24 protein-coding genes are annotated in these 26193 nt (G+C 31.4%); 19 read left to right on the forward strand and 5 right to left on the reverse strand.

From position 1 onward, the window contains the following. Nucleotides 1-196: 196 nt before the first annotated feature. Nucleotides 197-2836, reverse strand: coding sequence for a valine--tRNA ligase (locus B2989_RS14815; protein WP_292949988.1), 2640 nt, complete (start codon nt 2834-2836; stop codon nt 197-199). A gap of 185 nt (nt 2837-3021) precedes the next feature. Here B2989_RS14815 and B2989_RS14820 point away from each other — a divergent pair, with 185 nt between their 5' ends. After that, nucleotides 3022-3447, forward strand: coding sequence for a DUF1573 domain-containing protein (locus B2989_RS14820; protein ID WP_292949990.1), 426 nt, complete (start codon nt 3022-3024; stop codon nt 3445-3447). A gap of 58 nt (nt 3448-3505) precedes the next feature. Here B2989_RS14820 and B2989_RS14825 read toward each other — a convergent pair whose 3' ends face one another. Further along, on the reverse strand, nt 3506-4843 hold the full coding sequence (locus B2989_RS14825) for an aspartyl protease family protein (RefSeq protein WP_292949992.1): 1338 nt from the start codon (nt 4841-4843) through the stop codon (nt 3506-3508). A gap of 127 nt (nt 4844-4970) precedes the next feature. Between B2989_RS14825 and B2989_RS14830 the strand changes: the two genes are divergently transcribed. From B2989_RS14830 to B2989_RS14845, 4 genes are read left to right on the forward strand one after another with little or no spacing between them, the layout of a single operon-like run. Further along, on the forward strand, nt 4971-6161 hold the full coding sequence (locus B2989_RS14830; RefSeq protein ID WP_292949994.1) for a pyridoxal phosphate-dependent aminotransferase: 1191 nt from the start codon (nt 4971-4973) through the stop codon (nt 6159-6161). Then, the gene (gene murB / locus B2989_RS14835) at nt 6161-7174 is read left to right on the forward strand and encodes a UDP-N-acetylmuramate dehydrogenase (protein WP_292949996.1); all 1014 of its coding nucleotides are present in this window, start codon (nt 6161-6163) and stop codon (nt 7172-7174) included. The genes B2989_RS14830 and murB overlap by 1 nt, the downstream gene beginning before the upstream one ends. 57 nt (nt 7175-7231) lie before the next feature. Further along, the gene (locus tag B2989_RS14840; RefSeq protein WP_028283724.1) at nt 7232-7762 is read left to right on the forward strand and encodes an RNA polymerase sigma factor; all 531 of its coding nucleotides are present in this window, start codon (nt 7232-7234) and stop codon (nt 7760-7762) included. Nucleotides 7763-7769: 7 nt separating this feature from the next. Next, the gene (locus B2989_RS14845) at nt 7770-8567 is read left to right on the forward strand and encodes an anti-sigma factor (protein WP_292949999.1); all 798 of its coding nucleotides are present in this window, start codon (nt 7770-7772) and stop codon (nt 8565-8567) included. A gap of 67 nt (nt 8568-8634) precedes the next feature. Here B2989_RS14845 and aqpZ read toward each other — a convergent pair whose 3' ends face one another. Further along, the gene (gene aqpZ, locus B2989_RS14850) at nt 8635-9324 is read right to left on the reverse strand and encodes an aquaporin Z (protein ID WP_145002844.1); all 690 of its coding nucleotides are present in this window, start codon (nt 9322-9324) and stop codon (nt 8635-8637) included. A 203-nt stretch (nt 9325-9527) separates the two neighbouring features. Here aqpZ and B2989_RS14855 point away from each other — a divergent pair, with 203 nt between their 5' ends. The 6 genes from B2989_RS14855 to B2989_RS14880 all read left to right on the forward strand — a co-directional run bounded on the left by B2989_RS14855 (nt 9528) and on the right by B2989_RS14880 (nt 15649). Continuing rightward, nucleotides 9528-9731 (forward strand): hypothetical protein, encoded by a 204-nt coding sequence (locus B2989_RS14855; RefSeq protein WP_028283727.1) that lies wholly within the window; start codon nt 9528-9530, stop codon nt 9729-9731. A gap of 3 nt (nt 9732-9734) precedes the next feature. Further along, the gene (locus tag B2989_RS14860) at nt 9735-10850 is read left to right on the forward strand and encodes a glycosyltransferase (protein ID WP_292950002.1); all 1116 of its coding nucleotides are present in this window, start codon (nt 9735-9737) and stop codon (nt 10848-10850) included. Next, entirely contained in the window at nt 10841-11389 is a 549-nt protein-coding gene (locus B2989_RS14865) for an RNA polymerase sigma factor (RefSeq protein ID WP_145002849.1), read from the forward strand. The genes B2989_RS14860 and B2989_RS14865 overlap by 10 nt, the downstream gene beginning before the upstream one ends. A gap of 82 nt (nt 11390-11471) precedes the next feature. Beyond that, nucleotides 11472-12350, forward strand: a complete 879-nt coding sequence (lipA, locus tag B2989_RS14870; protein WP_145002852.1) for a lipoyl synthase — start codon at nt 11472-11474, stop codon at nt 12348-12350. A gap of 2 nt (nt 12351-12352) precedes the next feature. Next, a complete protein-coding gene (gap, locus tag B2989_RS14875) occupies nt 12353-13345 on the forward strand; it encodes a type I glyceraldehyde-3-phosphate dehydrogenase (protein ID WP_292950005.1) in 993 nt (330 codons plus the stop codon). Nucleotides 13346-13396: 51 nt separating this feature from the next. Next, nucleotides 13397-15649, forward strand: a complete 2253-nt coding sequence (locus B2989_RS14880; protein WP_292950006.1) for a tetratricopeptide repeat-containing hybrid sensor histidine kinase/response regulator — start codon at nt 13397-13399, stop codon at nt 15647-15649. On the opposite strand, the gene lpxK is transcribed toward B2989_RS14880, so the two are convergent. Then, entirely contained in the window at nt 15627-16634 is a 1008-nt protein-coding gene (gene lpxK, locus B2989_RS14885) for a tetraacyldisaccharide 4'-kinase (protein ID WP_292950007.1), read from the reverse strand. The two genes, B2989_RS14880 and lpxK, sit on opposite strands and share 23 nt — an antisense overlap. 111 nt (nt 16635-16745) lie before the next feature. On the opposite strand from lpxK, the gene B2989_RS14890 reads away from it, so the two are divergent. From B2989_RS14890 to B2989_RS14905, 4 genes are all read left to right on the forward strand, one after another. Beyond that, on the forward strand, nt 16746-17840 hold the full coding sequence (locus B2989_RS14890) for a Nif3-like dinuclear metal center hexameric protein (RefSeq protein WP_292950008.1): 1095 nt from the start codon (nt 16746-16748) through the stop codon (nt 17838-17840). A gap of 3 nt (nt 17841-17843) precedes the next feature. Continuing rightward, nucleotides 17844-18623 (forward strand): zinc ribbon domain-containing protein, encoded by a 780-nt coding sequence (locus B2989_RS14895; protein ID WP_145002867.1) that lies wholly within the window; start codon nt 17844-17846, stop codon nt 18621-18623. A gap of 143 nt (nt 18624-18766) precedes the next feature. Further along, complete coding sequence (gene msrA, locus B2989_RS14900) at nt 18767-19414, forward strand: peptide-methionine (S)-S-oxide reductase MsrA (RefSeq protein ID WP_292950011.1); 648 nt, start codon at nt 18767-18769, stop codon at nt 19412-19414. Between the two features lie 132 nt (nt 19415-19546). Beyond that, nucleotides 19547-21454, forward strand: a complete 1908-nt coding sequence (locus B2989_RS14905; RefSeq protein WP_292950013.1) for a T9SS type A sorting domain-containing protein — start codon at nt 19547-19549, stop codon at nt 21452-21454. On the opposite strand, the gene B2989_RS14910 is transcribed toward B2989_RS14905, so the two are convergent. Then, on the reverse strand, nt 21451-22245 hold the full coding sequence (locus tag B2989_RS14910) for a class I SAM-dependent methyltransferase (protein WP_292950015.1): 795 nt from the start codon (nt 22243-22245) through the stop codon (nt 21451-21453). The two genes, B2989_RS14905 and B2989_RS14910, sit on opposite strands and share 4 nt — an antisense overlap. Before the next feature lie 72 nt (nt 22246-22317). Between B2989_RS14910 and B2989_RS14915 the strand changes: the two genes are divergently transcribed. The 4 genes from B2989_RS14915 to B2989_RS14930 all read left to right on the forward strand — a co-directional run bounded on the left by B2989_RS14915 (nt 22318) and on the right by B2989_RS14930 (nt 26164). Continuing rightward, nucleotides 22318-22980 carry a hypothetical protein gene (locus B2989_RS14915; RefSeq protein ID WP_348661666.1) on the forward strand — a complete coding sequence of 221 codons (663 nt, stop codon included), beginning with the start codon at nt 22318-22320 and terminating at the stop codon, nt 22978-22980. 176 nt (nt 22981-23156) lie between these two features. Beyond that, on the forward strand, nt 23157-24422 hold the full coding sequence (gene kynU / locus B2989_RS14920) for a kynureninase (RefSeq protein WP_292950017.1): 1266 nt from the start codon (nt 23157-23159) through the stop codon (nt 24420-24422). 7 nt (nt 24423-24429) lie between these two features. Next, nucleotides 24430-24774, forward strand: a complete 345-nt coding sequence (locus B2989_RS14925; RefSeq protein WP_292950019.1) for a PH domain-containing protein — start codon at nt 24430-24432, stop codon at nt 24772-24774. Then, a complete protein-coding gene (locus B2989_RS14930; RefSeq protein ID WP_292950021.1) occupies nt 24767-26164 on the forward strand; it encodes an FAD-dependent oxidoreductase in 1398 nt (465 codons plus the stop codon). Before B2989_RS14925 ends, B2989_RS14930 begins: the two co-directional genes overlap by 8 nt. Nucleotides 26165-26193: the final 29 nt, after the last annotated feature.

A 26193-nucleotide genomic window follows, 5' to 3' on the forward strand; every position in this document is an offset into this window, starting at 1 on the left:
ATTATAAATTAAGCATAAAAAAGAAGATTAAATTAACATTAATTTAATTAAAACAACAATAATAGACATTTTAATAAAACAAAATGTTAAATTTCATGTATTAAAATATGAATAATTCAAAAAATTAACAAATAATCACAAACAAAAAAAGCCTTCCCAAACGGAAAGGCTTTTTACTTATAAATATAATTTTAAGCTACGACTTTAAACTAGCCAAGCTACTTTTTAATGTTTCTATTTTAGCTAAAGCATCTGCTTCTTTGTTACGCTCATTAGCAATTACTTGCTCTGGTGCTCCTGCAACAAAACGCTCGTTAGATAGTTTCTTTTGTACAGATTTAAGAAAACCTTCTGTGTACTTCAACTCTTCCGTTAGCTTAACAATTTCTGCTTCTACATCTATTGCACCATCCATTGGAATAAAGTACTCGTTAGATTTTACTCTAAAGGTTAATGCGCCTTCAACAGGTTCTTTTACATAATCGATAGCTTCTAAATTACCTAATTTTGCAATTACAGTATCAAACGCTGTATTTGAGTTTTCGTTATTTATAACTGAAAAACCAATCGCATCTTTAAAAGCGATGTTCTTTTCTTTTCTAACGGTTCTTATTCCAGAAATAACCTCTGAAGCAAATTCAAACTGTGCAATTAACTCTTTGTTTACTGGTTTAGCTTCTGGCCATTTTGCAACAATTAGTGCTTCTTCCGGAGTTCTTTCAGCAATATACTGCCAAATTTCTTCCGATAAGAAAGGCATAAATGGATGTAATATTTTTAAGTTATCCTCAAAAATAGACATCACTTTATTATACGTTGCAGCATCAATTGGTTGTTGATATGCTGGTTTTACAATCTCTAGTAACCATCCACAAAAATCGTCATAAACTAGCTTATAAATAGCCATTAAAGCATCACTTAAACGGTATTTACTAAAGTGATCTTCAATTTCTAATAAAGCTTCACTAAACTTAGACTGGTACCAATCTAAAGCTATTTTACTAGATTCTGGTTGCACAATAGTATCACTAACTTCCCATAAATTGGTTAAGTTAAAAGCATTCCAAATTTTGTTTCCAAAACCTTTACCTTGTTGGCATAAGGCTTCATCAAACATTAAATCGTTTCCTGCTGCACTACTTAATAGTAACCCAACTCTAACACCATCTGCACTATACTCTTCTATTAATTTTAAAGCGTCTGGCGAGTTCCCTAAGGACTTACTCATTTTACGACGTTGCTTATCACGTACTAAACCTGTTAAATAGACATTGTTAAATGGTTTTTGGTCTTTATACTCATAGCCTGCAATTATCATACGTGCAACCCAAAAGAATAAAATATCTGGTCCTGTAACTAAATCGTTAGTAGGATAGTAATATTTAATTTCTTCATTTTCTGGATTACGGATTCCATCAAAAACAGACATTGGCCATAACCAAGAGCTAAACCAAGTGTCTAAAGCATCTGTATCTTGTTTTAAATCTTCTGCTTTTAAATCTGCTTTTCCTGTTACTTTTTGTGCCTTTTCAACAGCTAATTCAATAGTTTCTGCAACTACAAAATCTTCTTTTCCGTCTCCATAAAAATAGGCAGGAATTTGTTGTCCCCAAAGTAGTTGACGCGAGATATTCCAATCACGAATATTCTCCATCCAATGACGGTATGTGTTTTCAAATTTCTTCGGAAATAATTTAATTTCAGCTTCTTCTCCTAAAACAGCTTCAATTGCTGGCTTAACCAACTCTTCCATTTTTAAGAACCACTGGTCACTTAATCTTGGCTCGATAACTGCTTTTGTACGTTCTGAGGTTCCTACTTTATTCATGTGTGTTTCAGTCTTTACTAAAACACCCAATGTTTCTAATTCTTTAGCCACATTTTTTCTAGCCACAAAACGATCTTGACCTTCAAATTGTAATCCAAAGCTATTTAATGTTGCATCTTCATGAAAAATATCAATAACTTCTAATTTGTGCTTATCTCCAAGATTCTTATCGTTTTCGTCATGTGCAGGTGTTACTTTTAAGCAACCTGTTCCAAATTCGATATCAACATAATCATCTTCAATTATAGGAATAACACGATTAGAAATTGGTACTATGGCTTTTTTTCCACGTAAGTGTGCAAACCTTTCGTCTTCTGGATTTATACAAATTGCTGTATCTCCAAATATAGTTTCAGGACGTGTGGTAGCGATAGTTAAGGTATCCTCACTTCCTTCAATTTTATAATTTATGTAGTATAAGTTTCCTTGACGCTCTTCGTGGATAACCTCCTCATCAGACAAGGTTGTTTTTGCTTCAGGATCCCAGTTTACCATGCGGTAACCTCTATATATTAATCCTTTTTCGTGTAGATCCACAAATACTTTAATTACAGCTTCAGACATGTCGTCGTCCATTGTAAATTTGGTACGATCCCAATCGCAAGAACATCCTAATTTTTTAAGTTGTTCAAGGATTACGCCTCCATATTCTTCTGTCCATTCCCAAGCATGTGCCAAAAACTGGTCTCTTGTCAGGTCATTTTTGTCAATACCTTGCTCTTTTAATTTAGCAACAACTTTAGCTTCAGTAGCAATTGACGCGTGATCTGTACCAGGAACCCAACACGCATTTTTACCTTGTAAACGTGCACGACGAATTAAAACATCCTGTATAGTATTGTTAAGCATGTGTCCCATATGTAAGACTCCTGTTACGTTTGGAGGAGGAATTACAATTGTGTAAGGCTCTCTGTCGTCTGGTTCTGAATGAAAATAATTATTTTTCATCCAGTAGTCATACCACTTATTTTCTGCTTCTATAGCATTATATTTTGATGGAATTTGCATACTTTGGAATAGTTTTTGAAATATATCTTACAAAAGTACTTATATTTCTGTTTTTGTGAAATTATAACGATGAATAATGTATAGTTAAATATGTTATAAGTATTTGCAAGTATGCATTACATCTAATAACTTTGTAAAATGGAATAAAAGTAATTAGATTTACAAACCAATAAAATCAAAATACAATGAAAAAATTATTTACAATATTATTTATCGGACTTATTAGTTTATCGATGAATGCTCAGGACAAAGTAGCAAAAATAGAGTTTAAAGATACGACTATAGACTACGGAACTATTAACAGAGGAGATAATGGTGTAAGAACTTTTGAGTTTACAAACACTGGTAATGCACCTTTAATTGTATCTAAAGTTAGCTCTAGCTGTGGATGCACAGTACCTAAAAAACCAGAAGCTCCAGTAATGCCTGGACAAACTGGAGAAATTGAAGTAAAATATGATACTAACAGAGTTATGCCTATTAGAAAAACAATTACTGTTTTATCTAATGCTGACACACCAACAGTATCTTTAAAAATAAGAGGAGAAGTTATTGATCCTGCTAAAACTAGTGTTTTAGAGAAAAAAGGAAAAAGTGTAATGGAGCAATAAGCCCTCTATTTAAATCATATTTTAAAAGCCGAAACATATGTTTCGGCTTTTTTATGGTCTACTCTATGGGAGATTTTAATCTAAATTTAATTTCTTTTTCGTAACCATTTCTATTGACTAACAATCTAATTTGAGTCCCTGATTTTTTATAAAAGTGATTAACAATACGATCTAATGTTAAATCAAAAGTAATTTTATTATTTATTGTTAAAATAACGTCACCTTTTTTGACTCCAGCCCAATAAGCAGGAGAGTTTTTGACAACATTATGTACTATAAATGTTGGTTTTAATGAAAAATTACGATTTGTCTTTACTACACTATTAACTGCAATGGAATTGGACTGTTCACTTCTAATATGAGCACTGTTTTCTTCAACATTAATCTCCATGACCACTCTTACACCATCGTGCTCTACTTGCAAACCACTTTTATTATAGCTAAACGCATCATGAAAAGTACTATTTTTTTTAAGAGTAATTTTAGAGTTTGAATAATCTACAATTAGATTAAATCGCTTTAAAATTTCTCCACCAATAGTCCCATCTCTATCTTTAAATTTTTTAACTGCCTTCACAGTTACAGAATCAGGAAAAGCAACTTTAGGATATTTAATAGTAAAACGATTTAAGTTTAGCGCTTCTATCTTAGTTCTTTTACCAAAAACGTCTCCACTAAGTCCAGAACCTAAAAAATCTTCAAAATATTTATCGCTATGCTGCAAGCCTTTATCTTTATCCTCAAATAACCACAAGGCATCACTACCTCCAGAATCCATAAGTAGTTTTACTGGAACTAATTTATCTTTAATAGTTACGTTAGTATTTAAGTAAGGCCTATTATCTTTAAATTCTAAATCTAAAACTTCACATCTATTGCACCTTTTATACTTATAATGTTCAGGATTGTGTAACCTAATATATCTACCAGAATAATTAACCTCCACAACAAAATCCTTAAACAAATCATAGCCAATAATACCATCTATTGGTGTACCTAACTTAGGAGCCAAATTAATTCTGGAATCAAATACTGCAAACAATGTTTGATCAGTATTTATGGCGTCTCCAATTTTAAAAGTATTATGACTAGATCTTAAAGCGTCAATATAGTCTCCATCTCCAAGTCCCTTAATTTTAATTTTTTCTGAATTTAAAATTTTTAACGAGTCTGAGCCTTTTATAAAATTGAAAAGAATTGGTTTGCTAACACCTGTATCAAGCAGAAATTTTAAAGTAATACCGTTAACTTCTACAGGAATAAGAATTATATTATTAATTAACTCAAACTCTATTTTTTGGGATTTAATTTTATCTGTTAACTTGTAGTTACTTTGCGCATTAACACAAAAAGTAAGGATTAAAAAAAAATAAAATAATAGTTTATGTAAGCGCATCCATGGTATAATAAATTATGTCTTTAATAAAATTACAAATCTTTTAACTATAATCTCTTTTAAAAGGTCTTTTTTTAAAGAAACATTACAATTATTTTTTGCAAATTTGCAACCTAAACGATATGTAATGCCAAAAATTTCTCAAAAAGGGCAATCAATGCCACAGTCACCAATAAGAAAGTTAGTTCCTTTTGCTGAAAAAGCATATAAAATGGGGAAAACTGTTTATCATTTAAATATTGGGCAACCAGATATTAAAACACCACAAGCAGCTCTTGATGCAGTAAAAATGCATGGCTTAGATATATTAGCTTATACACGATCTGAAGGATCTGAAGAGTATCGTAAAAAAATCGCCAACTATTACCAAAAAAATGATATCCATGTAAAACAAGACGATATTATTGTAACAACAGGTGGTAGTGAAGCATTACTTTTTGCTTTTGGAAGTATAATGGATGTTGATGACGAAGTGATTATTCCAGAACCTTTTTATGCAAATTACAATGGATTTTCAACTGCATCTGGTGTTAAGGTCGTACCTGTAATTTCTAAAATAGAAGACAATTTTGCCTTACCTGCAATTGAAGAGTTTGAAAAACTTATCACACCAAAAACTAAAGCAATATTAATCTGTAATCCAGGAAACCCAACAGGTTATTTATATTCTAAAGACGAAATAAAAAAATTAGCCGAAATAGTTAAAAAACATGATTTGTTTTTAATAGCTGATGAGGTTTATCGTGAGTTTGCTTACGATGGAGCAAAACACTATTCCATATTACAAGAACAAGATCTAGACGACCATGCAATAGTTATAGACTCTGTGTCTAAACGCTACAGCATGTGTGGTGCAAGAATTGGTTGTTTAGTCTCTAAAAACAAAGAGGTTATCGCAACTGCATTAAAATTTGCACAAGCAAGATTAAGCCCTCCAACCTTGGCACAAATTGCTAGTGAAGCTGCTTTAGAAACACCTCAAAGTTATTTTGACGATGTTATTGAAGAGTACGTTGAAAGACGTAATGTGCTTATCGCAGAATTGCAAAAAATAGATGGTGTACAAGTCGCTAATCCAAAAGGTGCTTTTTATTGTATCGCACAATTACCTATAAAAAATAGTGACGCTTTTGCACAATGGCTTTTAGAAGATTTTGATATTGATGGAGAAACCGTTATGGTCGCTCCTGCTGCAGGTTTTTACAGCACACCTGGAGTTGGATTAAATCAAATCCGTATTGCTTATGTATTAAATCAAGACAGTTTAAAAAAAGCAGTAAATATTATAAAACAAGCATTAAAAGTATATAAAGACTAGTGCAAATTTTAAACGACATATCTTTAAAACCTTATAATACCTTTGGCATAGATGTTAACGCTAAACAATTTGTAGCAGTTAGCACACTACAAGATTTAAGGTTTATCTATTCCAATTACAAAAACGCCAATAAATTTATCCTTGGTGGTGGTAGCAATATGTTACTTACCAAACCTGTAGATGCTTTAGTGATACAATTAAATCTTAAAGGAAAAACTATTGTTGACACTACAGATAATCATGTATTAATAGAGTGTCAAGCTAGCGAAAACTGGCATGAATTTGTAAAATGGACACTAAAACAAGATTTTGGCGGTTTAGAAAATTTGTCTTTAATTCCTGGCAATGTTGGCACAAGTCCAATACAAAATATTGGCGCTTATGGCGTAGAATTAAAAGATCATTTTTACTCTTGTAATGCTCTAAATCTAGACACTTTAAAAATAGAAACTTTTACTAAGCAGGACTGTGATTTTGGGTATAGACATTCAATATTTAAACAAGAAGCAAAAGGAAAATATATAATAACAAGTGTGGTTTTTAAACTAACAACTAAAAACCACATTTTGCATACTAATTATGGTGCTATAACTACAGCGTTAGAAACCATGAATATTACCCAACCCACAATACAAGACATCTCCAAAGCAGTTATAGCTATTCGCGAAAGCAAATTACCAGACCCTAAAATTATTGGCAATTCTGGAAGTTTTTTTAAAAACCCTGTTATTTCAAAATCTCAGTTCTTACAATTGCAAGATAACTTTAAAGAAGTGCCACATTATGTGATTTCGGATAACGAAATAAAAATACCTGCTGGATGGTTAATTGAAACCGCAGGTTTTAAAGGAAAAACATTTGGCAATTATGGCGTGCATAAAAAACAAGCCTTAGTACTAGTTAATTATGACGACGCTAAAGGAGAAGACATATTAAACCTTTCAAAATTAATACAAAATACTATTTATCGTATCTTTAATATTTCAATTGAAGCTGAAGTAAATATTTTTTGACACAATATAAAATAACTTCAATTTAAATTAGTTAACTAACAACTACAATACAATAGCTTGGAATTTTCTTTAGAAAAACATATTATAACACACCTTAAAAATGGCGACAAACAAGCCATTAATTTGTTATACGAAAATTATGCTGATGCTTTATTTGGAGTCATAAAAAAAGTGATTTCGGATGACGACTTAGCGCAAGACGTGCTTCAAGAGACTTTAATAAAAGTTTGGAAAAAAGGTAAAAGTTATAATCCTGATAAAGCCAAATTATTCACTTGGCTATACCGCATTGCATATAACTCGGCAATCGATAAAATTAGATCTGTAAATAATAAATCTAATAAAGAAGTCCAAATCGAAGATTCAAACGTATATAAACTGACAACTAATAGTTTAAACGAGGATGTTTTAGATATTAAAAAGCATTTAAACACTTTAGACGAAAAGTATCAAATAGTTATAAACGCGCTCTTTTTTGAAGGAATGACGCAACAAGAAGCGAGCGAAGAATTAGACATACCGTTAGGTACAATAAAATCAAGATTAAAAATTGCGTTACGTGAATTGAAAAAAATTTACAACCCTTAATTGTAAAATGATGAATCAGAAAGTAAAAACATTTTTAGACACTGACTTATTAGACAGATATTTAATAGGTCTAACTACAGCTTCAGAAACTTTAGAGGTAGAGCATTACATATCAGAATACCCACAAGTTAAAAAAGCATTTCAAAAGCTTGAAGACAAGCTAGAATTTACTACGCAATTAAATGCAGTAAAAGCACCAAAATCTATTTTAGATAATGTTCTAGATACTTTAGACGATAAACCAGTAATAGCATTAAAACCAGAAAAATCAAAAAAATGGTATAGCTTAGCAATTGCTGCAAGTGTGGCTGCACTATTATTTGCAGGAAGCTCTGTTTATCTACTTAATCAAAACAATAATTTAGTAGATGAAAATCAAACTATCGCTGATGAAATCTTTGATTTAAGAAGTGATATTTCCAATAACAATAGTACTTTAAATAAAGTATTACAACAGTTTGAACAATTAAATAATCCTGAAACAGAAAAATATGTGTTAACAGGGAATACTAGAGCTAAAAACCTTAAAACTGTAGCTTACATTAATCCAGAAGAAAAAAAATCTATGATTGATGTAGTATCCTTACCTCAATTACCTGATGACAAAGTATATCAAATTTGGGCTAACTTACAAGATAAAATGGTTAACCTTGGTGTGCTAAGTGAAGCAGACAGACGCTTACAAGAAATACCATATACAGAAGATGCCTTAGGTTTAAGTATATCCATAGAACCTAAAGGAGGTAGTCAATTTAGATCAAATGACACACCTGTTGCAGAGATCTCTTTAAAGATTAATGACTAATTAGTTTTACTATATAAAAAAGCCTCATAACTATTATGAGGCTTTTTTTATGTCAAAATTTGACGATTTAATCCTTACTAAACAATGCTTTATGGATTAAACCAGCTACAATTGCACCTGCAATTGGTGCTAACCAAAACAACCATAGTTGTCCCATATATTCACCACCTTCGGCAAATAAAGCTTGACTAGTTGATCTTGCTGGATTAACAGACGTATTTGTTATAGGAATACTAATTAAATGAATTAAAGTTAATGCTAAACCAATAGCAATACCTGCAAATCCTTTTGGTGCTTTAGGGTACGTACTTCCTAATATTATTAATAGAAAAAATAAGGTCAAAATAAACTCAGTCACCAACGCAGACATCATGGAATAACCATCAGGTGACAAAGCGCCATAACCATTAGCAGCAAAACCACCTTGACCAGAAAATCCTGCTTTACCAGAAATAATATATAATAATGCTGCAGCTGCTAAAATAGCTCCAACTAATTGTGCAATAATGTAACCAGGCAGCTCCTTTGCAGGAAACTTGCCACCAGCCCATAAACCTATAGATACTGCAGGATTAAAATGTGCTCCAGATACGTGACCAACAGCGTAAGCCATTGTTAATACGGATAATCCAAAAGCTAAAGCTACACCTACAAATCCAATACCTAAATCTGGATAACCTGCTGCAAAGACTGCACTACCACAACCTCCAAAAACTAACCAAAAAGTTCCAAAACATTCTGCCAATAATTTTTTCATAATCTAAATAATTAAAAGTTAAGGGTTTAAGATATTTAAAAAAAACAAATGTTAGACACTTATTTTTCGCTTGAATAAAAAATTCGATAAAAAACAACTTTAATAGATATAAAAGATAAAAACACTGTTAGAGGTTTTATAAAACCTTTATATTATTCTTTAAAATTTAGTATCTTTGTAGTCACAAAAAAAAGAAAAATAATTTGAAACTTTTACTACTTACATTAGGTCTTCTAGCATTAGGTTTTGCTGGAATAGCAATTAAAATATGGGCAAAAAAAGATGGTAAATTTGCTGGTACTTGCGCAAGTCAAAATCCAATGTTAAATACTACAGGAGAATCTTGCGGATTTTGCGGTAAAACTCCAGATCAGTTTGACAACTGCAACGAAACGCAACACTCTTAATACATGCTAATACTTGAGGTTTTATTCTACAGCTTTGTAGCTGTGGTTGTTATTCAGGTATTATATTATGCTGTATTATTTGGCAGCTTTGCTTTTTCTAAAAGTGTTACAACCTCTTTAAACAGAAACTATCCAATTTCTGTAATTATCTGTGCCAAAAACGAAGCACAAAACCTTAAAAAATTTCTACCTAGCATATTAAATCAATCGTATCCCCATTTTGAAGTGGTACTAATAAACGACTCATCTCACGATGAGACATTAGATGTTTTTGAAGATTTTAAATCTAAATATAGCAATATTAAAATTGTAGATGTCAAAAATATTGAAGCCTTTTGGGGAAATAAAAAATACGCACTCTCACTAGGCATAAAAGCTGCTACACACAATCATTTACTGTTTATTGATGCAGATTGCCAACCGGTTTCAAACCAATGGATCAACAAAATGAGTCAAAGTTTTAATGACGAGAACACCATTATTTTAGGTTATGGTGCGTATAATAAAATAAAAAACTCATTTTTAAATAAACTAATCAGATTTGAAACCTTGCTGACTGCAACACAATATTTTTCGTTTGCTAAAGTTGGGATTCCTTTTATGGGTGTTGGTCGTAATTTAGCCTACCATAGAGATGAGTTTTTTAAAACTAATGGTTTTATTAAACACATGAAAATTAGATCTGGAGATGATGATCTTTTTATCAACGAAGCTGCTAATGCAACAAACACCGCAATTTGTTACCATAAAGAAAGTTTTACCTCTTCCATACCAAAGACTTCATTAAAAGATTGGTTTAAACAAAAACGCAGACACGTGTCAACTGCTCAATATTATAAATTTAAACATCAATTTTTATTGGCTAGTTTCTATATCTCGCAAATACTATTTTGGATATTAGCGATTGTATTAGCCATAACCACCTATTTATGGCCTTTTGTTATGGGTCTAATTATTTTACGTTTTATCATTCAATTTTTAAGCTTAGGCTTTTCAGCAAATAAATTAGACGAAAAAGACACCATTTTATTGTTACCAATCCTAGAAATAACCTTGATTGTATTGCAATTTAGTATCTTTATAGCCAATAAAATTTCAAAACCAAATTATTGGAAATAGAAGAAGCAATAAAAAGAGCCAAACAAAACGACCAAAAAGCGTTTAATTATTTACTTCATAATTATTGGGATAAGGTTTATGGTTTTCAACTTAAGCGCATCCAAAATGAAAACGATGCAGAAGACATTACCATTCAAACCTTCTCTAAAGCTTTTGACAAAATAAAAACTTACGACAGCAAATACGCATTTAATACTTGGTTAATTACAATTTCTAAAAACATTCATATTGATATTATTAGAAAACAAAAAAACAGCATTAAACAAGCTATTTCAAGTACAGATGACAATGCTGTCTATCAAGTTTTAGACGAAACACCATCTGTTGAAGACAAACTAATTACAGAACAAAATTTAGCTAAATTACTTCGTGACATTAAAAAGCTAAAACCACATTATCAAGAAGTAATAAACCTAAGATACTTTCAAGAATTAAGTTACAAAGAAATTTCTGACGAGCTAAAAGAGCCGATTAATAATATAAAAGTAAAGTTACTTCGTGCTAAAAAATTATTAGCAGAAATTATTCAAAAAAAGTAATTATTAGCTTACCCTACTTTACTCCTACTCCTTAAATTTTAACCAAAATACTTCGTATCTTTGCATCTACAAAATTGCAACTATGAACACAGAAACTGCATCAAATATATTACCAGAAAGACAACCTAAACCAAAATGGTTACGCGTTAAATTACCAACAGGTAAAAAATATACAGAATTAAGAGGATTAGTAGATAAATACAAATTAAACACCATTTGTGCATCTGGAAGTTGTCCAAACATGGGAGAATGTTGGGGAGAAGGAACTGCAACTTTTATGATACTTGGAAATGTTTGTACTAGATCATGTGGATTTTGCGGTGTAAAAACTGGACGTCCAGAAGATGTTGATTGGGACGAACCAGAAAAGGTAGCACGATCTATAAAAATTATGGGAATCAAACATGCTGTATTAACAAGTGTGGATAGAGATGACTTAAAAGATATGGGAAGTATTATGTGGGCAGAAACAGTAGATGCTGTTAGACGAATGAATCCACAAACAACCCTAGAAACATTAATCCCTGATTTTCAAGGTGTAGAAATGCACATTGACAGAATTATTGATGTAGCTCCAGAAGTGGTCTCTCATAACATTGAAACCGTAAAAAGACTAACCAGAGAAGTCCGTATACAAGCTAAATACGAAAGAAGTTTAGGCGTATTAAAATACTTAAAACAACAAGGACAACGCAGAACAAAGTCTGGGATTATGCTAGGTCTTGGTGAAGCGCGTGAAGAGGTTATTCAAACTTTACACGATTTACGTGATAACGATGTGGATGTTGTTACCATTGGTCAATATTTACAACCAAGTAAAAAACACTTACCTGTTAAACGATTTATACTTCCTGACGAATTTAAAGAGTATGAAGAAATAGGACTAAAACTTGGATTTAGACATGTAGAAAGTAGCGCATTAGTACGTTCTTCATATAAAGCACAAAAACACATAAATTAAATATGATTACAGTAGCTATTAATGGTTTTGGACGTATTGGAAGACGCGTTTTTAGACTACTACATAATAATCCCAATATTAAGGTTGTTGCCATAAATGATTTAGCAAATGCAAAAACGTTAAGTCATTTACTAAAGTATGATAGTATACATGGTGTGTTTCCTGCTGAAATTTCTTCCACAGAAAACACTATACTAGTAAACAATGTGTCTGTTTCTCTTTTAAATCAAACACATCCTAAAACTATAGATTGGTCCCAATTTGCTCCAGATTTTGTTATTGAAGCAACCGGAAAATTTAAAACTACAGAAGATTTACAACATCATATAAACAATGGAGCTAACAGCGTAATATTAAGCGTACCTCCAACTGAAGATGATATTAAAACTATTGTTTTAGGCATTAATCAAAACGATTTAGATGGTACTGAAACTATAATATCAAACGCCTCATGCACTACAAATAACGCAGCTCCAATGATTGACATAATCAACGAGCTTTGCGGTATTAACCAAGCATACATAACAACAATACACTCGTACACCACAGACCAAAGCCTACACGATCAGCCACATAGGGATTTACGACGTGCTAGAGCTGCTGGACAAAGTATTGTACCAACAACAACAGGAGCTGCCAAGGCTTTAACAAAAATATTTCCTGAGTTATCAAATGTAATTGGTGGATGCGGAATTAGAGTTCCTGTAGCCAATGGATCGTTAACAGATATTACTTTTAATGTAAAAAAAACGGTCACTATTGAAGCCATAAATCAGGCTTTTAAAAATGCATCTAAAGGCAAATTTAAAAATATCTTAGAATATACTGAGGACCCAATAGTATCCATAGATATTGTTGGCAATCCACACTCCTGTATTTTTGATGCTCAAATGACCTCTGTTATAGGTAACATGGTAAAAATTATTGGATGGTATGACAACGAAACTGGTTACTCTAGCCGAATAATAGATTTGATTTCCAATTTATCGGAATAAAAATAACTTTTAGAGTATAAATATTTATATTTGTTTTTATATACCCAACCAATGAAATCCCATTTTATAAAATTTTTCACGTGCTTAATATTGTGTTTTGTAGGATTAAATCTACAAGCACAAAACTTAACAGAAAAAGAAAAGGAAGTCATTAAAAGCAAAATAAACTTTAACATTAGTCAAGCTCAAAAAAATATTGATAACAATCAATATTACAAAGCGCAAAGTGATTTAGACGAAGCCTTAGCATTGGCTAATCAAATTAATGACAACAAAAACATTGGTTTAATTTACTCAAAAATTGGAAAAATTCAATTTATTACTGAGGAATCTAACGAAGCCCTTCAAACGCTAATTAAAGCTATTGAAAAGCAACGCTTTGCAGAAGACAACATTAACATAGCAGAAACTTACAAAACGATTGGTATCGTTTACATGAGTAAAAATAATTTTAATCGCGCACTAGATTATTTTACTTCTGCAGAAGGTCTTTTTGAAAATGAAGACTTACATGATTTTGAAGCAGAGTCGGTCCTATATAAAGGTGATGCCTACTATAACTTAGAAAACTACGAAGAAGCAGAAATAGAATATGAAAAAGCGGTTAGCATATCTAAAAGCTATTTAAACAATAAAATACTTAGTAGCGCTTACGTCCATTTAGGAAAAAATAAAATAAAATTAGGCCAATTTGATGAAGCTGAAAAGTTAATTACACAAGGATTAACCATTGCACAAAAAAACAACTTCCCTTCCATTACTAACATTGCTTATGCTTCTTTAAGTGATATTTATAACGAAACTGAAGATTATAAAAAATCAAATACTTATTTAAAAAAGCACATCAAACTTAACGATTCATTATTAATGGCTAAGCGTGGTTTTCTTTCTTCAGATAAAAGGTTAGACAAACTTTACAGTAATCCCGTAGAATACCAAAAAGAAAAAGAAGCTGATTTAGAAAAAGAGGCAAGCTCAACTTGGTTAGAAAAACTAACAACAATATTAAGTATTGCTTTAATTACAATTTTATCATTATTGACGCTTTCGTTATATAAAAACAATAATATTAGATTAAAATCTAATAATATTTTACATAAAAAAAATGCAGAATTAACCATTGCAATGGAAAAAGCAGAATTGGCTACCAAAACCAAAGCTAATTTCCTATCTACTGTAACGCATGAGTTAAGAACACCTTTATACGCTGTAACAGGATTAACAAATATGCTTTTGGAGGAAGACCCAAAACCTGGCCAAGTACAACATTTAAAATCACTTAAATTTTCTGGTGATTACCTTTTAACTTTTATTAATGACATCCTTCAAATTAATAAAATTGAAGCCAATAAAGTAGACATAGAACCTGAAGTTTTTAATCTTAAAAAGAAAGCTGAAAATGTCATGTCAGCATTAAATAATTCTGCTTTAGACAACAATATCACCTTGCATTTAGAATACGACAGAGACCTACCAACTAATTTTAATGCAGATCAATTAAAAATCTCTCAAATACTAATTAACCTAATTGGTAACTCTATTAAGTTTACAAAGGATGGAGATATTTGGATTAGAATTATCAAACAAAATCAAAATGGAGAAAACTTTGAAGTTAGATTTGAAGTAGAAGATAATGGTATTGGAATTAGTGAAGAAAAGCAACAAAATATGTTTGAAAGTTTTTCTCAAGGATCAATTCAAATCAACCGTAAATATGGAGGAACTGGACTTGGTCTTTCCATTGTTAAAGGATTGATAGATATATTAAAAGGAAAAATTTACATGAAAAGTCAGCTAGGAAAAGGAACTACCTTTTTCTTTGAAATACCTATGAAAAAAAGTAATGAGATTATTGTTGAGAAAAAGGCAAACTACTTTAACGAAATTGACGAAATTGAATTAAGCAACATCAAAATACTAGTTGTAGAGGATAACAAGATCAACCAAATGATCACCAAAAAAATCCTGAATAAAATGAAACTGTATTGTGACGTTGTGGATAATGGTGAAGAAGCTGTAGATATGGTAAAAACCACCAAATACGATGTTGTTTTAATGGACATCCACATGCCAGGAATTAGCGGTATGGAAGCTACAAAAATTATAAGAACCTTTGATAAAGAACTTACTATTTTTGCATTAACTGCTGTTACTATTGAGGATAAAATGCAAGAATTTGAAGAAGCTGGATTTACAGATATTATACCTAAACCTTTCAAGCAAGAAGACTTCGAGAAAAAACTTTTTAATGCCTTAATGCTATCGGAAAAAGGAGATAATTCTACCCTAAACCATACGTCTTAATAATAGCATCAAACTTATCACTGTTATCAATATCTATTTTAATAGGTAGATAAAATAATTTTCCTTGTAAAGAAGCTTCAGTTTTTAAACGCATATAATCTTTTTCCGTAGTAATTATCAGTTCATACTTTGATAAATACTCGATTTCTGAGGATAAAAACTCATGATGATCTTTAAAATTTAAATGTTCAAAACTTAAATCTCTACGCTTCAAATAAGACACTAATGGTTTTGCATTAGCAATACCTGTTACCAATTTAAAATCACCTATTAATTTATCTAATGCAATTGTTTTATTTTCAGAATATACTTTGTCACTATAACGTATCTTACTAAAAAACACCTGTTGATAAGCTAAAGGTTTGATTTCAGCAATTATATCCTGTTTATTAATTTCTGTTATCTCTTCTGGACATTTGGTTACAACTATAATATTTGCACGCTTAGCTCCTGACTTTGGTTCACGTAAATTACCTGTTGGCAATACAATATCTTTAGTATACCTGTTATCAAAAGTGGTCAACATGATATTTAATCCTGCTTTAACTTTTCTATGCTGAAAAGCATCATCCAACAAAATAACATCTGGCTTATCCTTTAAAAGCAATAAATTAGAGATACCAGATTGTCTATCTGCATCCACTGCAACTTTAATATCTTCTGAAAACGTATTATAAAACTGAAAAGGCTCATCTCCTAAAATTGTCGCATTAGTCTTAGCATCACCTAACTTAAACCCTTTACTTTGGCGTCCATACCCTCGACTTAAGGTAGCCAAATTAACATCATCTTTTAATAAACGTATTAAATACTCAACCATTGGCGTTTTTCCAGTTCCTCCTGTACTAAGGTTACCAACACAAATAATTGGAAAATCATAAGATTTAGAAGCCAACCAACCTTTATCAAACATGATGTTTCTAAACCAAGTTATTAAATAATAAAACGGTACAATAGGAAATAAAATAAATCTTAAAAACTTCATTTAATACATTTAAAGCTCATTTATCTTTTTATAAAAACGAAATGGAGCAAACAATAATAGTAACGAAAGTAAATATTTTATATTTGTTTTAAATATTAAAGACCAAAAAGTATGTTGATAAAAGACCTTGTTAATCACCTTGAAGAAATTGCGCCTTTAAAATATGCTGAAGATTTTGATAACGTAGGATTATTAATTGGCGATAAAAACACTAAGATAACCAACGTATTGGTAACTTTAGACACATTGGAAGATGTGATTGACGAAGCAATTGCTAAAAATTGCAACTTTATATTAAGTTTTCACCCAATAATTTTTAAAGGCCTTAAAAGTCTTACCGGAAAAAATTATGTAGAGCGTACCGTTTTAAAAGCTATCCAAAACAACATTGCTATTTACGCTATACATACAGCTTTAGATAATGATAAAAACGGTGTTAATGCCATGTTATGTGATCAACTTAACTTAACTAATCAACGCATATTAATACCACAAAAACAAACCATAAAAAAACTAACAACTTACGCACCAGAATCAGAAGTTGAAGCCATAAAAAACGCCTTATTTAAAGTAGGTGCAGGACAAATTGGAAACTATTCTAACTGTAGCTTTACAACAAAAGGGATAGGGTCATTTAAACCTAATCAAGAAGCTAATCCTACAATAGGTCAAAAAGGAGAAAATTATATCGAAGCTGAAACACAAATAAATGTCACCTTTCCAAAACATTTAGAATCTACCATTTTACAAACTTTATTTAAAACACATTCTTACGAAGAAATAGCTTTTGAAGTAACCACTTTAGAAAATACAACCCAAAATATTGGTATGGGAATGATTGCAGAACTAGAAAATTCCAAAACCGAAATTGAGTTTTTGCAGTATTTGAAAGAAAAAATGGATATTTCAGCAATTAGACATAGTAAATTAACAAATAAAAGAATAAAAAAAGTTGCTGTATTAGGAGGTTCTGGAAGCTTTGCTATAAACGCAGCAAAAGCAGCAGGAGCTGATACTTTTGTAACTTCAGACCTTAAATATCATGATTTTTTCCAAGCAGAAAACAACATTTTATTAGTAGATATAGGACATTATGAAAGTGAACAGTACACAAAAATTGGTTTAGTAGCAATACTTACGAAAAAAATCCCTAATTTTGCATTCATTTTATCGAACACAAATACCAATCCTGTTAAGTATTTTTAAAATATGGCAAAGACAAAAGAAGCAACAGTAGAAGATCGCCTAAGAGCGTTATATGATCTACAATTAATAGACTCTAGAATTGACGAAATAAGAAGCGTACGTGGAGAATTACCTTTAGAGGTTAGCGATTTAGAAGACGAAGTTGCAGGATTAAAAACTAGATTAGAGAAATTAGAAGATAGTTTAAGCTCTGTAGATGCTGAAATTACTGCTAAGAAAAATTTAATTGAAGAATCTAAAACTTTAATTAAAAAATACTCTGAGCAACAAAAAAATGTTAGAAATAACAGAGAATTTAATTCTTTAACTAAAGAGGTTGAATACCAAGAGTTAGAAATTGAATTAGCTGAAAAGCATATCAGAGAATTTAAAGCTCAAATTGAGCAGAAAAAAGACGTTATTGCTAAAACTAAAGAGCATAACAAAGAGCGTGAAAACCACTTGAAACATAAAAAAAGTGAGTTAGATGCTATCTTAAAAGAAACTGAAAAAGAAGAAAAAGCACTTATAGACAAGTCTGAAGATTACAAGAAAAAAATCGAAGCGCGTTTAGTAAAAGCTTACAACCGTATTAGAGTAAACGTAAAAAATGGTTTAGCTGTTGTACCAATCGAAAGAGGTGCATCAGGAGGATCTTATTTTACAATTCCACCACAAGTACAAATGGAGATTGCTGGACGTAAAAAAATTATTACGGATGAGCATAGTGGACGTATACTTGTTGATGCTGCTTTAGCAGATGAACAAAGAGAGAAAATGGAAAAAATGTTTTCTAAATTATAGAAACCTTTTCATTATAATATAAAGCCTTTACATAACGTAAAGGCTTTTTTATTGCTATATATTTATTTTTTTTTAAGAAATAATTATAAGTAAATAAGCAAGGATGTTATAATTTATACGTCCAATTGAAAAAGAAAAGAAAAATGAAAAAATTATTATCAGTATTATTTCTAGCCTTATTATTTAGCTGTAACAATCAAGCCCAAACCAATCCTAAACAAGAAGCTATCAAAACAGAAACTCCAGTAACTGTTGCATTACAAAACGGAAAAGCAAAAGCCTATTTTGCAAGCGGTTGTTTTTGGTGTGTAGAAGCTGTATATGAAAGCGTTAAAGGTGTAGATGAAGTTATTAATGGATACGCAGGAGGTCATACGCAAAATCCTACTTACGAGAAAAGTAACACAGGTCAAACAGGTCATGCTGAAGCAGTAGAAGTTATATACGATCCAAAAATTGTGAGTTTTGAAACTTTAGTAGACGTTTATTTTGCTTCGCAAAATCCAACACAAGTAAATGGTCAAGGTCCAGACAGAGGCAGTCAGTACAGATCTATTATTTTTTATCAAAATCAAGAACAAAAAGAAATTATAGAAGCAAAGAAAAAGGCATTAGCTGAAAAACTAAATAGCACAATTGCTGCCGAAGTTTATCCTTTTCTAAAATTTTGGATTGCAGAAGACTACCATCAAGATTATGAAAAATTACATCCTGAGAATCCTTACATACAAAATGTTTCCATTCCTAGATTAAATAATTTTAAATCTAAGATGCCAAACATCCTAAAATAAAACGCCCTAAAAAACTGTTTATCGGTTAAATAAGTTATTTTAGCGATTAAAATTAAGCTGTAAATGTAATTAGACTTGCTAAGTGCAATACTAATTACATTTACAATAAATCGTTAATTAACCTATTAATCCATGAAACAAAAATTACTTATAGTATTTTCTATCGTTTTCTTTTCAATTTGTTCTGCTCAAAATACAGAAGTAGTTTTATCTGTTAATTGGCCACAATGGTCAACAGAAAATAAAGTTGAGTTTTATGATCCTAATGGAACATTATTAGTGACTATAGATAACGGTTATGATGGATCTGGTAGTCAAGCAAATCCTTACTCCACTTCAACCATTCCAATGGATTACCCAGTAAACAATAGTACTACTGCTGGTTACTATGTTATCGTTTATGATACTTATGGTGATGGATGGAATGGATCAGGTAGCTTAACCATTACCACTGATGGTCAATCGGCATTTACATTTAATGGTTCCTTTAATACGTCTGCTACCAATAGCGAAATTTCGCAAACAATCTACTTTGCTTTAGAACAACCTGCTCCTCCTTTTCCGGGAATATCTCAATTTGATTCCAGCGGAAACAATTATATTGAATACATACCAGGTAATATTCCAATTATAATTTCAGCACCACATGGTGGCGTAAAACAGTCAGGTCTTACTATTGGAGGCACTTCATATCCTGATAACGATAATAGTTTACCTGATAGAAACTGCGGAACGGTTGAAAGAGATGACAATACTGATATATTAATTAGAGAAATACAGCAATCTGTATATGATCAAACAGGTTGTTATCCATACATTATTATAAACAATTTACACAGAAGTAAATTAGATCCAAACAGAGCGTCTGCTGAGGCTACATGTGGAGACTCAGATGCGCTATTTTACTGGAATGAATACCATAATTTTATTGACACTGCAAGTGCTGATGTTATGAACACGTTTGGCAAAGGTCTTTACATAGACTTACATGGTCAAAGTCATGCTATACCAAGAATAGAAGCTGGTTATAATATTTCCGCTTCAGATTTAAATAACACAACTACAAATTTTCTTAATACAGTATCTAATTCTACAATTTCCAACTTAGTAACTAATAACATTGGAGGGTTAACACAAGAACAATTAGTAAGAGGTCCAAATAGTTTAGGTGGTATATTTAGTGATACTGGAGGTGCTTTTTACAATGCACAAGGTTACTCTCAATGTGGTGTTAGTAGTGGATATCGTACGCTTCCAAGTGACTTTAATGGAGGATCAACAAGTTGTGATGACACACGTCCTTATTCTAACTCCTATTTTGATGGAGACTTTTACAGCAATAAACGTCATGGATCTGGACCTGCAGCAAGCGATGGACTTGGTGGTGGTGGAAGTATAGATGGTATAATGACAGAAGTTAATAGACGCGTAAGAGATTTAGGGACTTACAATGGAAATACTTATGATACTAGACCACAAACATTAGTACCATTTGCTGATGATTATGCTACAGTTATAGTATCTTTTTTAGACATACATTATAACGATTTTGCAGATTTTGAATACGCTTCAAATAGTTACAGTATAACGGATAGCAATCCAACGCCTATAATTACAGGTAGTGCAATTGGAACGTTCTCTAGTACGCCAGGATTAGCAATAAATGCAGCAACTGGAGAAATTAATACAGCAGCATCAACAACAGGAAATTATACAGTCACATACCAAATTGATGCTTGTAATAATTATAGTTCAACTTTTAATTTGGATATTACAGATAGCACATTAAGTGTTATAGATATTGAAAATATTAATTTTAAGTTATACCCAAATCCAACAGATGGTCTGATATCATTTAAATCTAACACGCAAGTAACCAACTTTAAAGTCTATAATATATTAGGCCAACAAGTAATTGATAAAAATCCAAATAGCAAAGAAGCTACAGTAGATTTAAGTCAAATTAAATCAGGATCTTACTTTATAAAGATTTATAGTTTTGATAAACTGATTGGTTCAAAAATGATTATCAAAAACTAAAGTTTAGTTGCTTTTATTTCAAAAATAAGAGGATATAGTTTTTCTTTTAATTCAAAATTGCCAGATTTAGTTTCGATTAAGTCTGGCAATACGTTATACGGACTTTCATCATATTCATTTAGATAATCAATGTGTAACCCAGCTTCGGTTAAGGCATTTATAACTTCGCCTAAACCATGATTCCATGAATAGGTCTTAGATAGCACATCAGCAGTTTCATCTGCATAAGTACCTTGTTCTTCTTCATAAATAACCTCATCCCTATTATAAGCATAGCGCATTACAGGCTTTTTTTCTAAATAATCAAACATCCAAACTATCGGATGAAATTCTGCAATATAAAAGACACCTCCTTTGTTTAAACGCTCAGCTATCATTTTTCCCCATGGTTTTAAATCTGGTAGCCAACCTATAACACCATAGCTTGTAAACACTATATCAAAAGTTTCCTTGACATGACTAGAGGTATCTAAAACATTACAACAAACAAATTTGGCATTTAATGACAAATCGTTATTTAAAGTTTGGGCTAATTTTATACCTTCATCACTAATATCAACACCCACGCACTTAGCTCCTAACCTGCTCCAACTAAGTGTATCTTGACCAAAATGACATTGTAAATGCAACAACGATTTACCTCTAACATTTGGTAATGCCTTTAACTCATAGTGTTTTAAGGATGTTTCTCCTTTTTTAAAGGCATCCATATCATAAAAGTCACTCGTGGCATGAATTTTTACTTTTTCATTCCAAGTAGATTTATTGGTGTTAAAATAATCAGTTTTCATAATATTGGTATTTGTTCCCAATTTAATATTTCTATTTTAAATAAAAGGCTTCCGTATCTTTGCAATAAAAAAATGATGAAAAAATTATTACTTATATTAATGGCTATAGTTAGTTTTTCTTGTAAAAAAGAGGTTAAACCAACTCAAATACAACTGACTACTGCTCAAAAAATTGCTAACGCTAACGGAATATCAAATTGGAAAAATGTAACCCAAATTGACTTTACTTTTAACGTAGATAAAGATAGCACACATTTTGAACGCTCTTGGTCGTGGCAACCAAAATCCAAACAAGTTACGCTAATTACGGATAAAGACACTATATCGTACAACAGAAGCAACATGGACAGTACAGCAATGATGGCTGATCGTGGTTTTATAAACGATAAATTTTGGCTTTTAGCACCTTTTCAAATATCATGGGATAAAGGCACAACTATTACTGATACAATTGTAGAATTAGCGCCAATTAGCAAGGTTAAACTAAACAAACTAACACTAACATATACCAGTGATGGTGGTTACACACCTGGTGATGCCTATGATTTTTACTACGATAAAAATTACATTATTAAAGAATGGATTTTTAGACAAGGTAATACTACAAAACCCTCAATGATCACAACTTTTGAAAATTATCAAGACTACAACGGTATTAAAATAGCTAAGGATCATAAACAGAATGATAGTAATTGGAACTTAAATTTTTCTAATATTTCAATAAAAATGAATTAGATAAAGTCCAAATTAAAACTTAAAACGTATATAAAGTTATTCCGCTTTACGCGTCAACATATATCTCAAAGGGTTTCATAATTTATATTTATGAAACCCTTTTTTTGTCTTAACCAACTACTTCCTTTCTAACCTAATTATTCTTATTTTTGTTGGACACCTAAAAACAAACCATTTTGACCAACTATAAATTAGGTTTAGATTTTGCTAAACAATTAGATAACGAAGACCAATTGGCTGACTACCGTCAACAATTCCACATTCCTAAAGATAAAAACGGAAAGGATTTAATTTATTTCTGCGGAAACTCATTAGGTCTTCAACCAAAAATAACTAAAACTTATATTGACCAAGAGCTTCAAGATTGGGCAAATTTAGGAGTTGAAGGACATACCGAAGGTAAAAACCCTTGGCTACATTATCATGAGTTTTTAACAGATACTATGGCTAATATCGTTGGTGCTAAACCATTGGAAGTTGTAGTAATGAATTCATTAACTGCTAACCTACATTTTATGATGGTTAGTTTTTATCAACCTACACCTAAGCGTTATAAAATTTTAATAGAGGCTGATGCCTTCCCTAGTGATAAATATGCAGTAGAGTCTCAATTACGTCATCATGGCTATGACGACAAAGAAGGCTTGATATTATGGAAAGCTAGAAAAGGCGAAGAACTAGCCAATTACGACGATTTAGAAGCTATTTTAAATCAACATGGTGACGAGATAGCGTTGGTCATGATAGGTGGTGTAAACTATTATACAGGACAGTTTTTTGATTTAAAACGAATTACTGATTTAGGTCATAAACATGGCTGTGTTGTTGGTTTTGATTGTGCTCATGGTGCAGGAAATGTCCAATTAAATTTACACGATTCTGGTGCAGACTTTGCAGTTTGGTGTACATACAAATATTTAAATTCTGGACCAGGAAGTTTATCTGGTGCGTTTGTGCACGAGCGTCATGCTAATAATAAAGATTTAAATAGATTTACTGGATGGTGGAGTCATAACAAAAAGACACGATTTAGAATGCGTGACGATTTTGACCAACTTCCAGGTGCAGAGGGTTGGCAACTTTCAAATCCACCGATATTATCTATGGCTGCTATTAGAGCGTCTTTAGATGTAATACAAGAAGCTGGATTTGATAAACTTTGTAAAAAATCAAAAGTATTAACTGGTTATTTTGAGTTTTTAATAAACCAATTAAACAACAAGGATATAAAAATAATTACTCCTAGTAATCCTAACGAAAGAGGATGCCAACTGTCGATCCAAGTTAAAAATGCAGATAAATCTTTGTACGACAAGTTAACAGATGCAGGCGTTATAACAGACTGGAGAGAACCTGATGTTATCAGATGTGCTCCTATACCATTATATAATAGTTTTCAAGATGTTTACATTATGGTGGAGCGTCTAAAACAATTACTATAATTTTACTTTGAACACTTTCTACAAAATAATAAGTGATGAAACAGTATTACTAAAACTAAAGAAAAAAAGTGATATTGGATTTTGGCAATATCAAATACTAGGTTTACTAAGCTTTTTTGCCAATAACCAATTTGATTATCTATTTATCACAAACAAAAGAATAGTAGTCTTAATTAAAGACACTGTAGTTACAAACATAGAGTATCATAATTTTAAAGAATTAAAATTTAACAGCATGAATAATACTTTAAGTTTTAATGACTCAAATAATCAACAACAACAGTTATCCTTAAATAAGTTAAGATTAACTTACGAAGAGATACAGTTAATAAAGAAAAAATTACATGCCTAATAAACAAAACATATTAATCATTGGTGCAGGACTTTGCGGAAGCTTACTAGCTCTAAGACTTGGACAAAGAGGCTATAATGTTAACGTGTACGAGATGCGTCCCGACTTACGCAAAACTGACATATCTGCAGGTCGTTCTATCAATTTAGCATTCTCAGACAGAGGTAATAAAGCAATGAAACTAGTTGGTATAGAAAAACAAGTAGAAGCACTTTGTATACCAATGAATGGTCGAATGATTCATGATAAACAAGGTAACACGTTTTTATCCAATTATAGTGGTCGTGATCATGAATATATAAACTCAATATCAAGAGGTGGATTAAACGCTTTACTTTTAGATGAAGCCGAAAAACATGATAATGTTACCTTTCATTTTAATAAAAAATGCAAATCGGTAGATTTTGAAAACAAGACTGCTCTTTTTGAAGATTATACTTCTAAAGACAAATTTATTGAAGATGCCGATTGTATAATAGCAACAGATGGAGCTGGTTCTGCTTTACGAAAAAGTTATTATTTAGAGCGTAAATTTTTATTCAGTTTTTCTCAAAACTACTTAACACATGGTTATAAAGAGTTAAGCATATTACCAACAAAAACAGGAGATTACAAAACATACAAAAACGCTTTACACATATGGCCTAGAGGGGATTTTATGGTTATTGCACTACCAAATTTAGACGGTAGCTTTACTGTAACACTATTTTTAAGCTATGCTGAAGGTGAATATAATTTTAACAACTTAACTACTCCAGAAATTGTAACCGAGTTTTTTCAACAAGAATTCCCAGATGCATTAGCTTTAATGCCTAATCTGGTGGACGACTTTTTTGAAAACCCAACAGCTCCTTTAGGTACGGTAAAATGTTCTCCTTGGCACTATAAAGGCAACACCCTATTAATGGGAGATTCAGCACACGCAATAGTACCTTTTTACGGACAAGGCATGAATGCGTCTTTTGAAGATGTTGTCGAGTTTGACGCTGTATTAGATAAATTTGAAGGCGATTGGGAAACAGTTTTTACAGAATACGAGAAAACCAGAAAAAAAGATACAGATGCTATTGCAGATTTGGCTATAGATAATTTTCACGAAATGAAAGACCATGTTGGTCAAGCTATATTTCAAGAAAAACGAAAAATTGAACAAGCATTAGAAAAAGAATTCCCTAATGAGTATTCATCAAAATATAGCTTAGTTACTTTTAACGAGCATATTGGCTATCGCGAAGCAATGCTTAGAGGTCGTGCTCAAGATAAAGCCATACTAAACCTTTTAGACGACGGAATTATTAAAACATCAGATAATCTAAAAGATATTTTGGAAAAAGTAAAAATACAAACAGAAGCTATTTTACAAGACGATAAAATTGCAGGTTTAAAATAGCCGACAAGCAGCCAGTAGCAAACTAGAAA

The organism is Olleya sp. UBA1516 (assembly GCF_002323495.1).
Taxonomy (GTDB): domain Bacteria; phylum Bacteroidota; class Bacteroidia; order Flavobacteriales; family Flavobacteriaceae; genus Olleya.

Bases quoted from the DNA above. Each gene is read 5' to 3' on its own strand.
- B2989_RS14905 (WP_292950013.1), top strand. From the start codon at position 19,547: ATGAAACAAAAATTACTTATAGTATTTTCTATCGTTTTCTTTTCAATT.
- B2989_RS14930 (WP_292950021.1), top strand. From the start codon at position 24,767: ATGCCTAATAAACAAAACATATTAATCATTGGTGCAGGACTTTGCGGA.
- gap (WP_292950005.1), top strand. From the start codon at position 12,353: ATGATTACAGTAGCTATTAATGGTTTTGGACGTATTGGAAGACGCGTT.
- B2989_RS14915 (WP_348661666.1), top strand. From the start codon at position 22,318: ATGATGAAAAAATTATTACTTATATTAATGGCTATAGTTAGTTTTTCT.
- lpxK (WP_292950007.1), bottom strand. From the start codon at position 16,634: ATGAAGTTTTTAAGATTTATTTTATTTCCTATTGTACCGTTTTATTAT.
- B2989_RS14845 (WP_292949999.1), top strand. From the start codon at position 7,770: ATGATGAATCAGAAAGTAAAAACATTTTTAGACACTGACTTATTAGAC.
- B2989_RS14880 (WP_292950006.1), top strand. From the start codon at position 13,397: ATGAAATCCCATTTTATAAAATTTTTCACGTGCTTAATATTGTGTTTT.
- B2989_RS14895 (WP_145002867.1), top strand. From the start codon at position 17,844: ATGGCAAAGACAAAAGAAGCAACAGTAGAAGATCGCCTAAGAGCGTTA.
- msrA (WP_292950011.1), top strand. From the start codon at position 18,767: ATGAAAAAATTATTATCAGTATTATTTCTAGCCTTATTATTTAGCTGT.
- B2989_RS14830 (WP_292949994.1), top strand. From the start codon at position 4,971: ATGCCAAAAATTTCTCAAAAAGGGCAATCAATGCCACAGTCACCAATA.
- B2989_RS14890 (WP_292950008.1), top strand. From the start codon at position 16,746: ATGTTGATAAAAGACCTTGTTAATCACCTTGAAGAAATTGCGCCTTTA.
- aqpZ (WP_145002844.1), bottom strand. From the start codon at position 9,324: ATGAAAAAATTATTGGCAGAATGTTTTGGAACTTTTTGGTTAGTTTTT.
- B2989_RS14825 (WP_292949992.1), bottom strand. From the start codon at position 4,843: ATGCGCTTACATAAACTATTATTTTATTTTTTTTTAATCCTTACTTTT.
- lipA (WP_145002852.1), top strand. From the start codon at position 11,472: ATGAACACAGAAACTGCATCAAATATATTACCAGAAAGACAACCTAAA.
- B2989_RS14815 (WP_292949988.1), bottom strand. From the start codon at position 2,836: ATGCAAATTCCATCAAAATATAATGCTATAGAAGCAGAAAATAAGTGG.
- B2989_RS14820 (WP_292949990.1), top strand. From the start codon at position 3,022: ATGAAAAAATTATTTACAATATTATTTATCGGACTTATTAGTTTATCG.
- B2989_RS14910 (WP_292950015.1), bottom strand. From the start codon at position 22,245: ATGAAAACTGATTATTTTAACACCAATAAATCTACTTGGAATGAAAAA.
- B2989_RS14860 (WP_292950002.1), top strand. From the start codon at position 9,735: ATGCTAATACTTGAGGTTTTATTCTACAGCTTTGTAGCTGTGGTTGTT.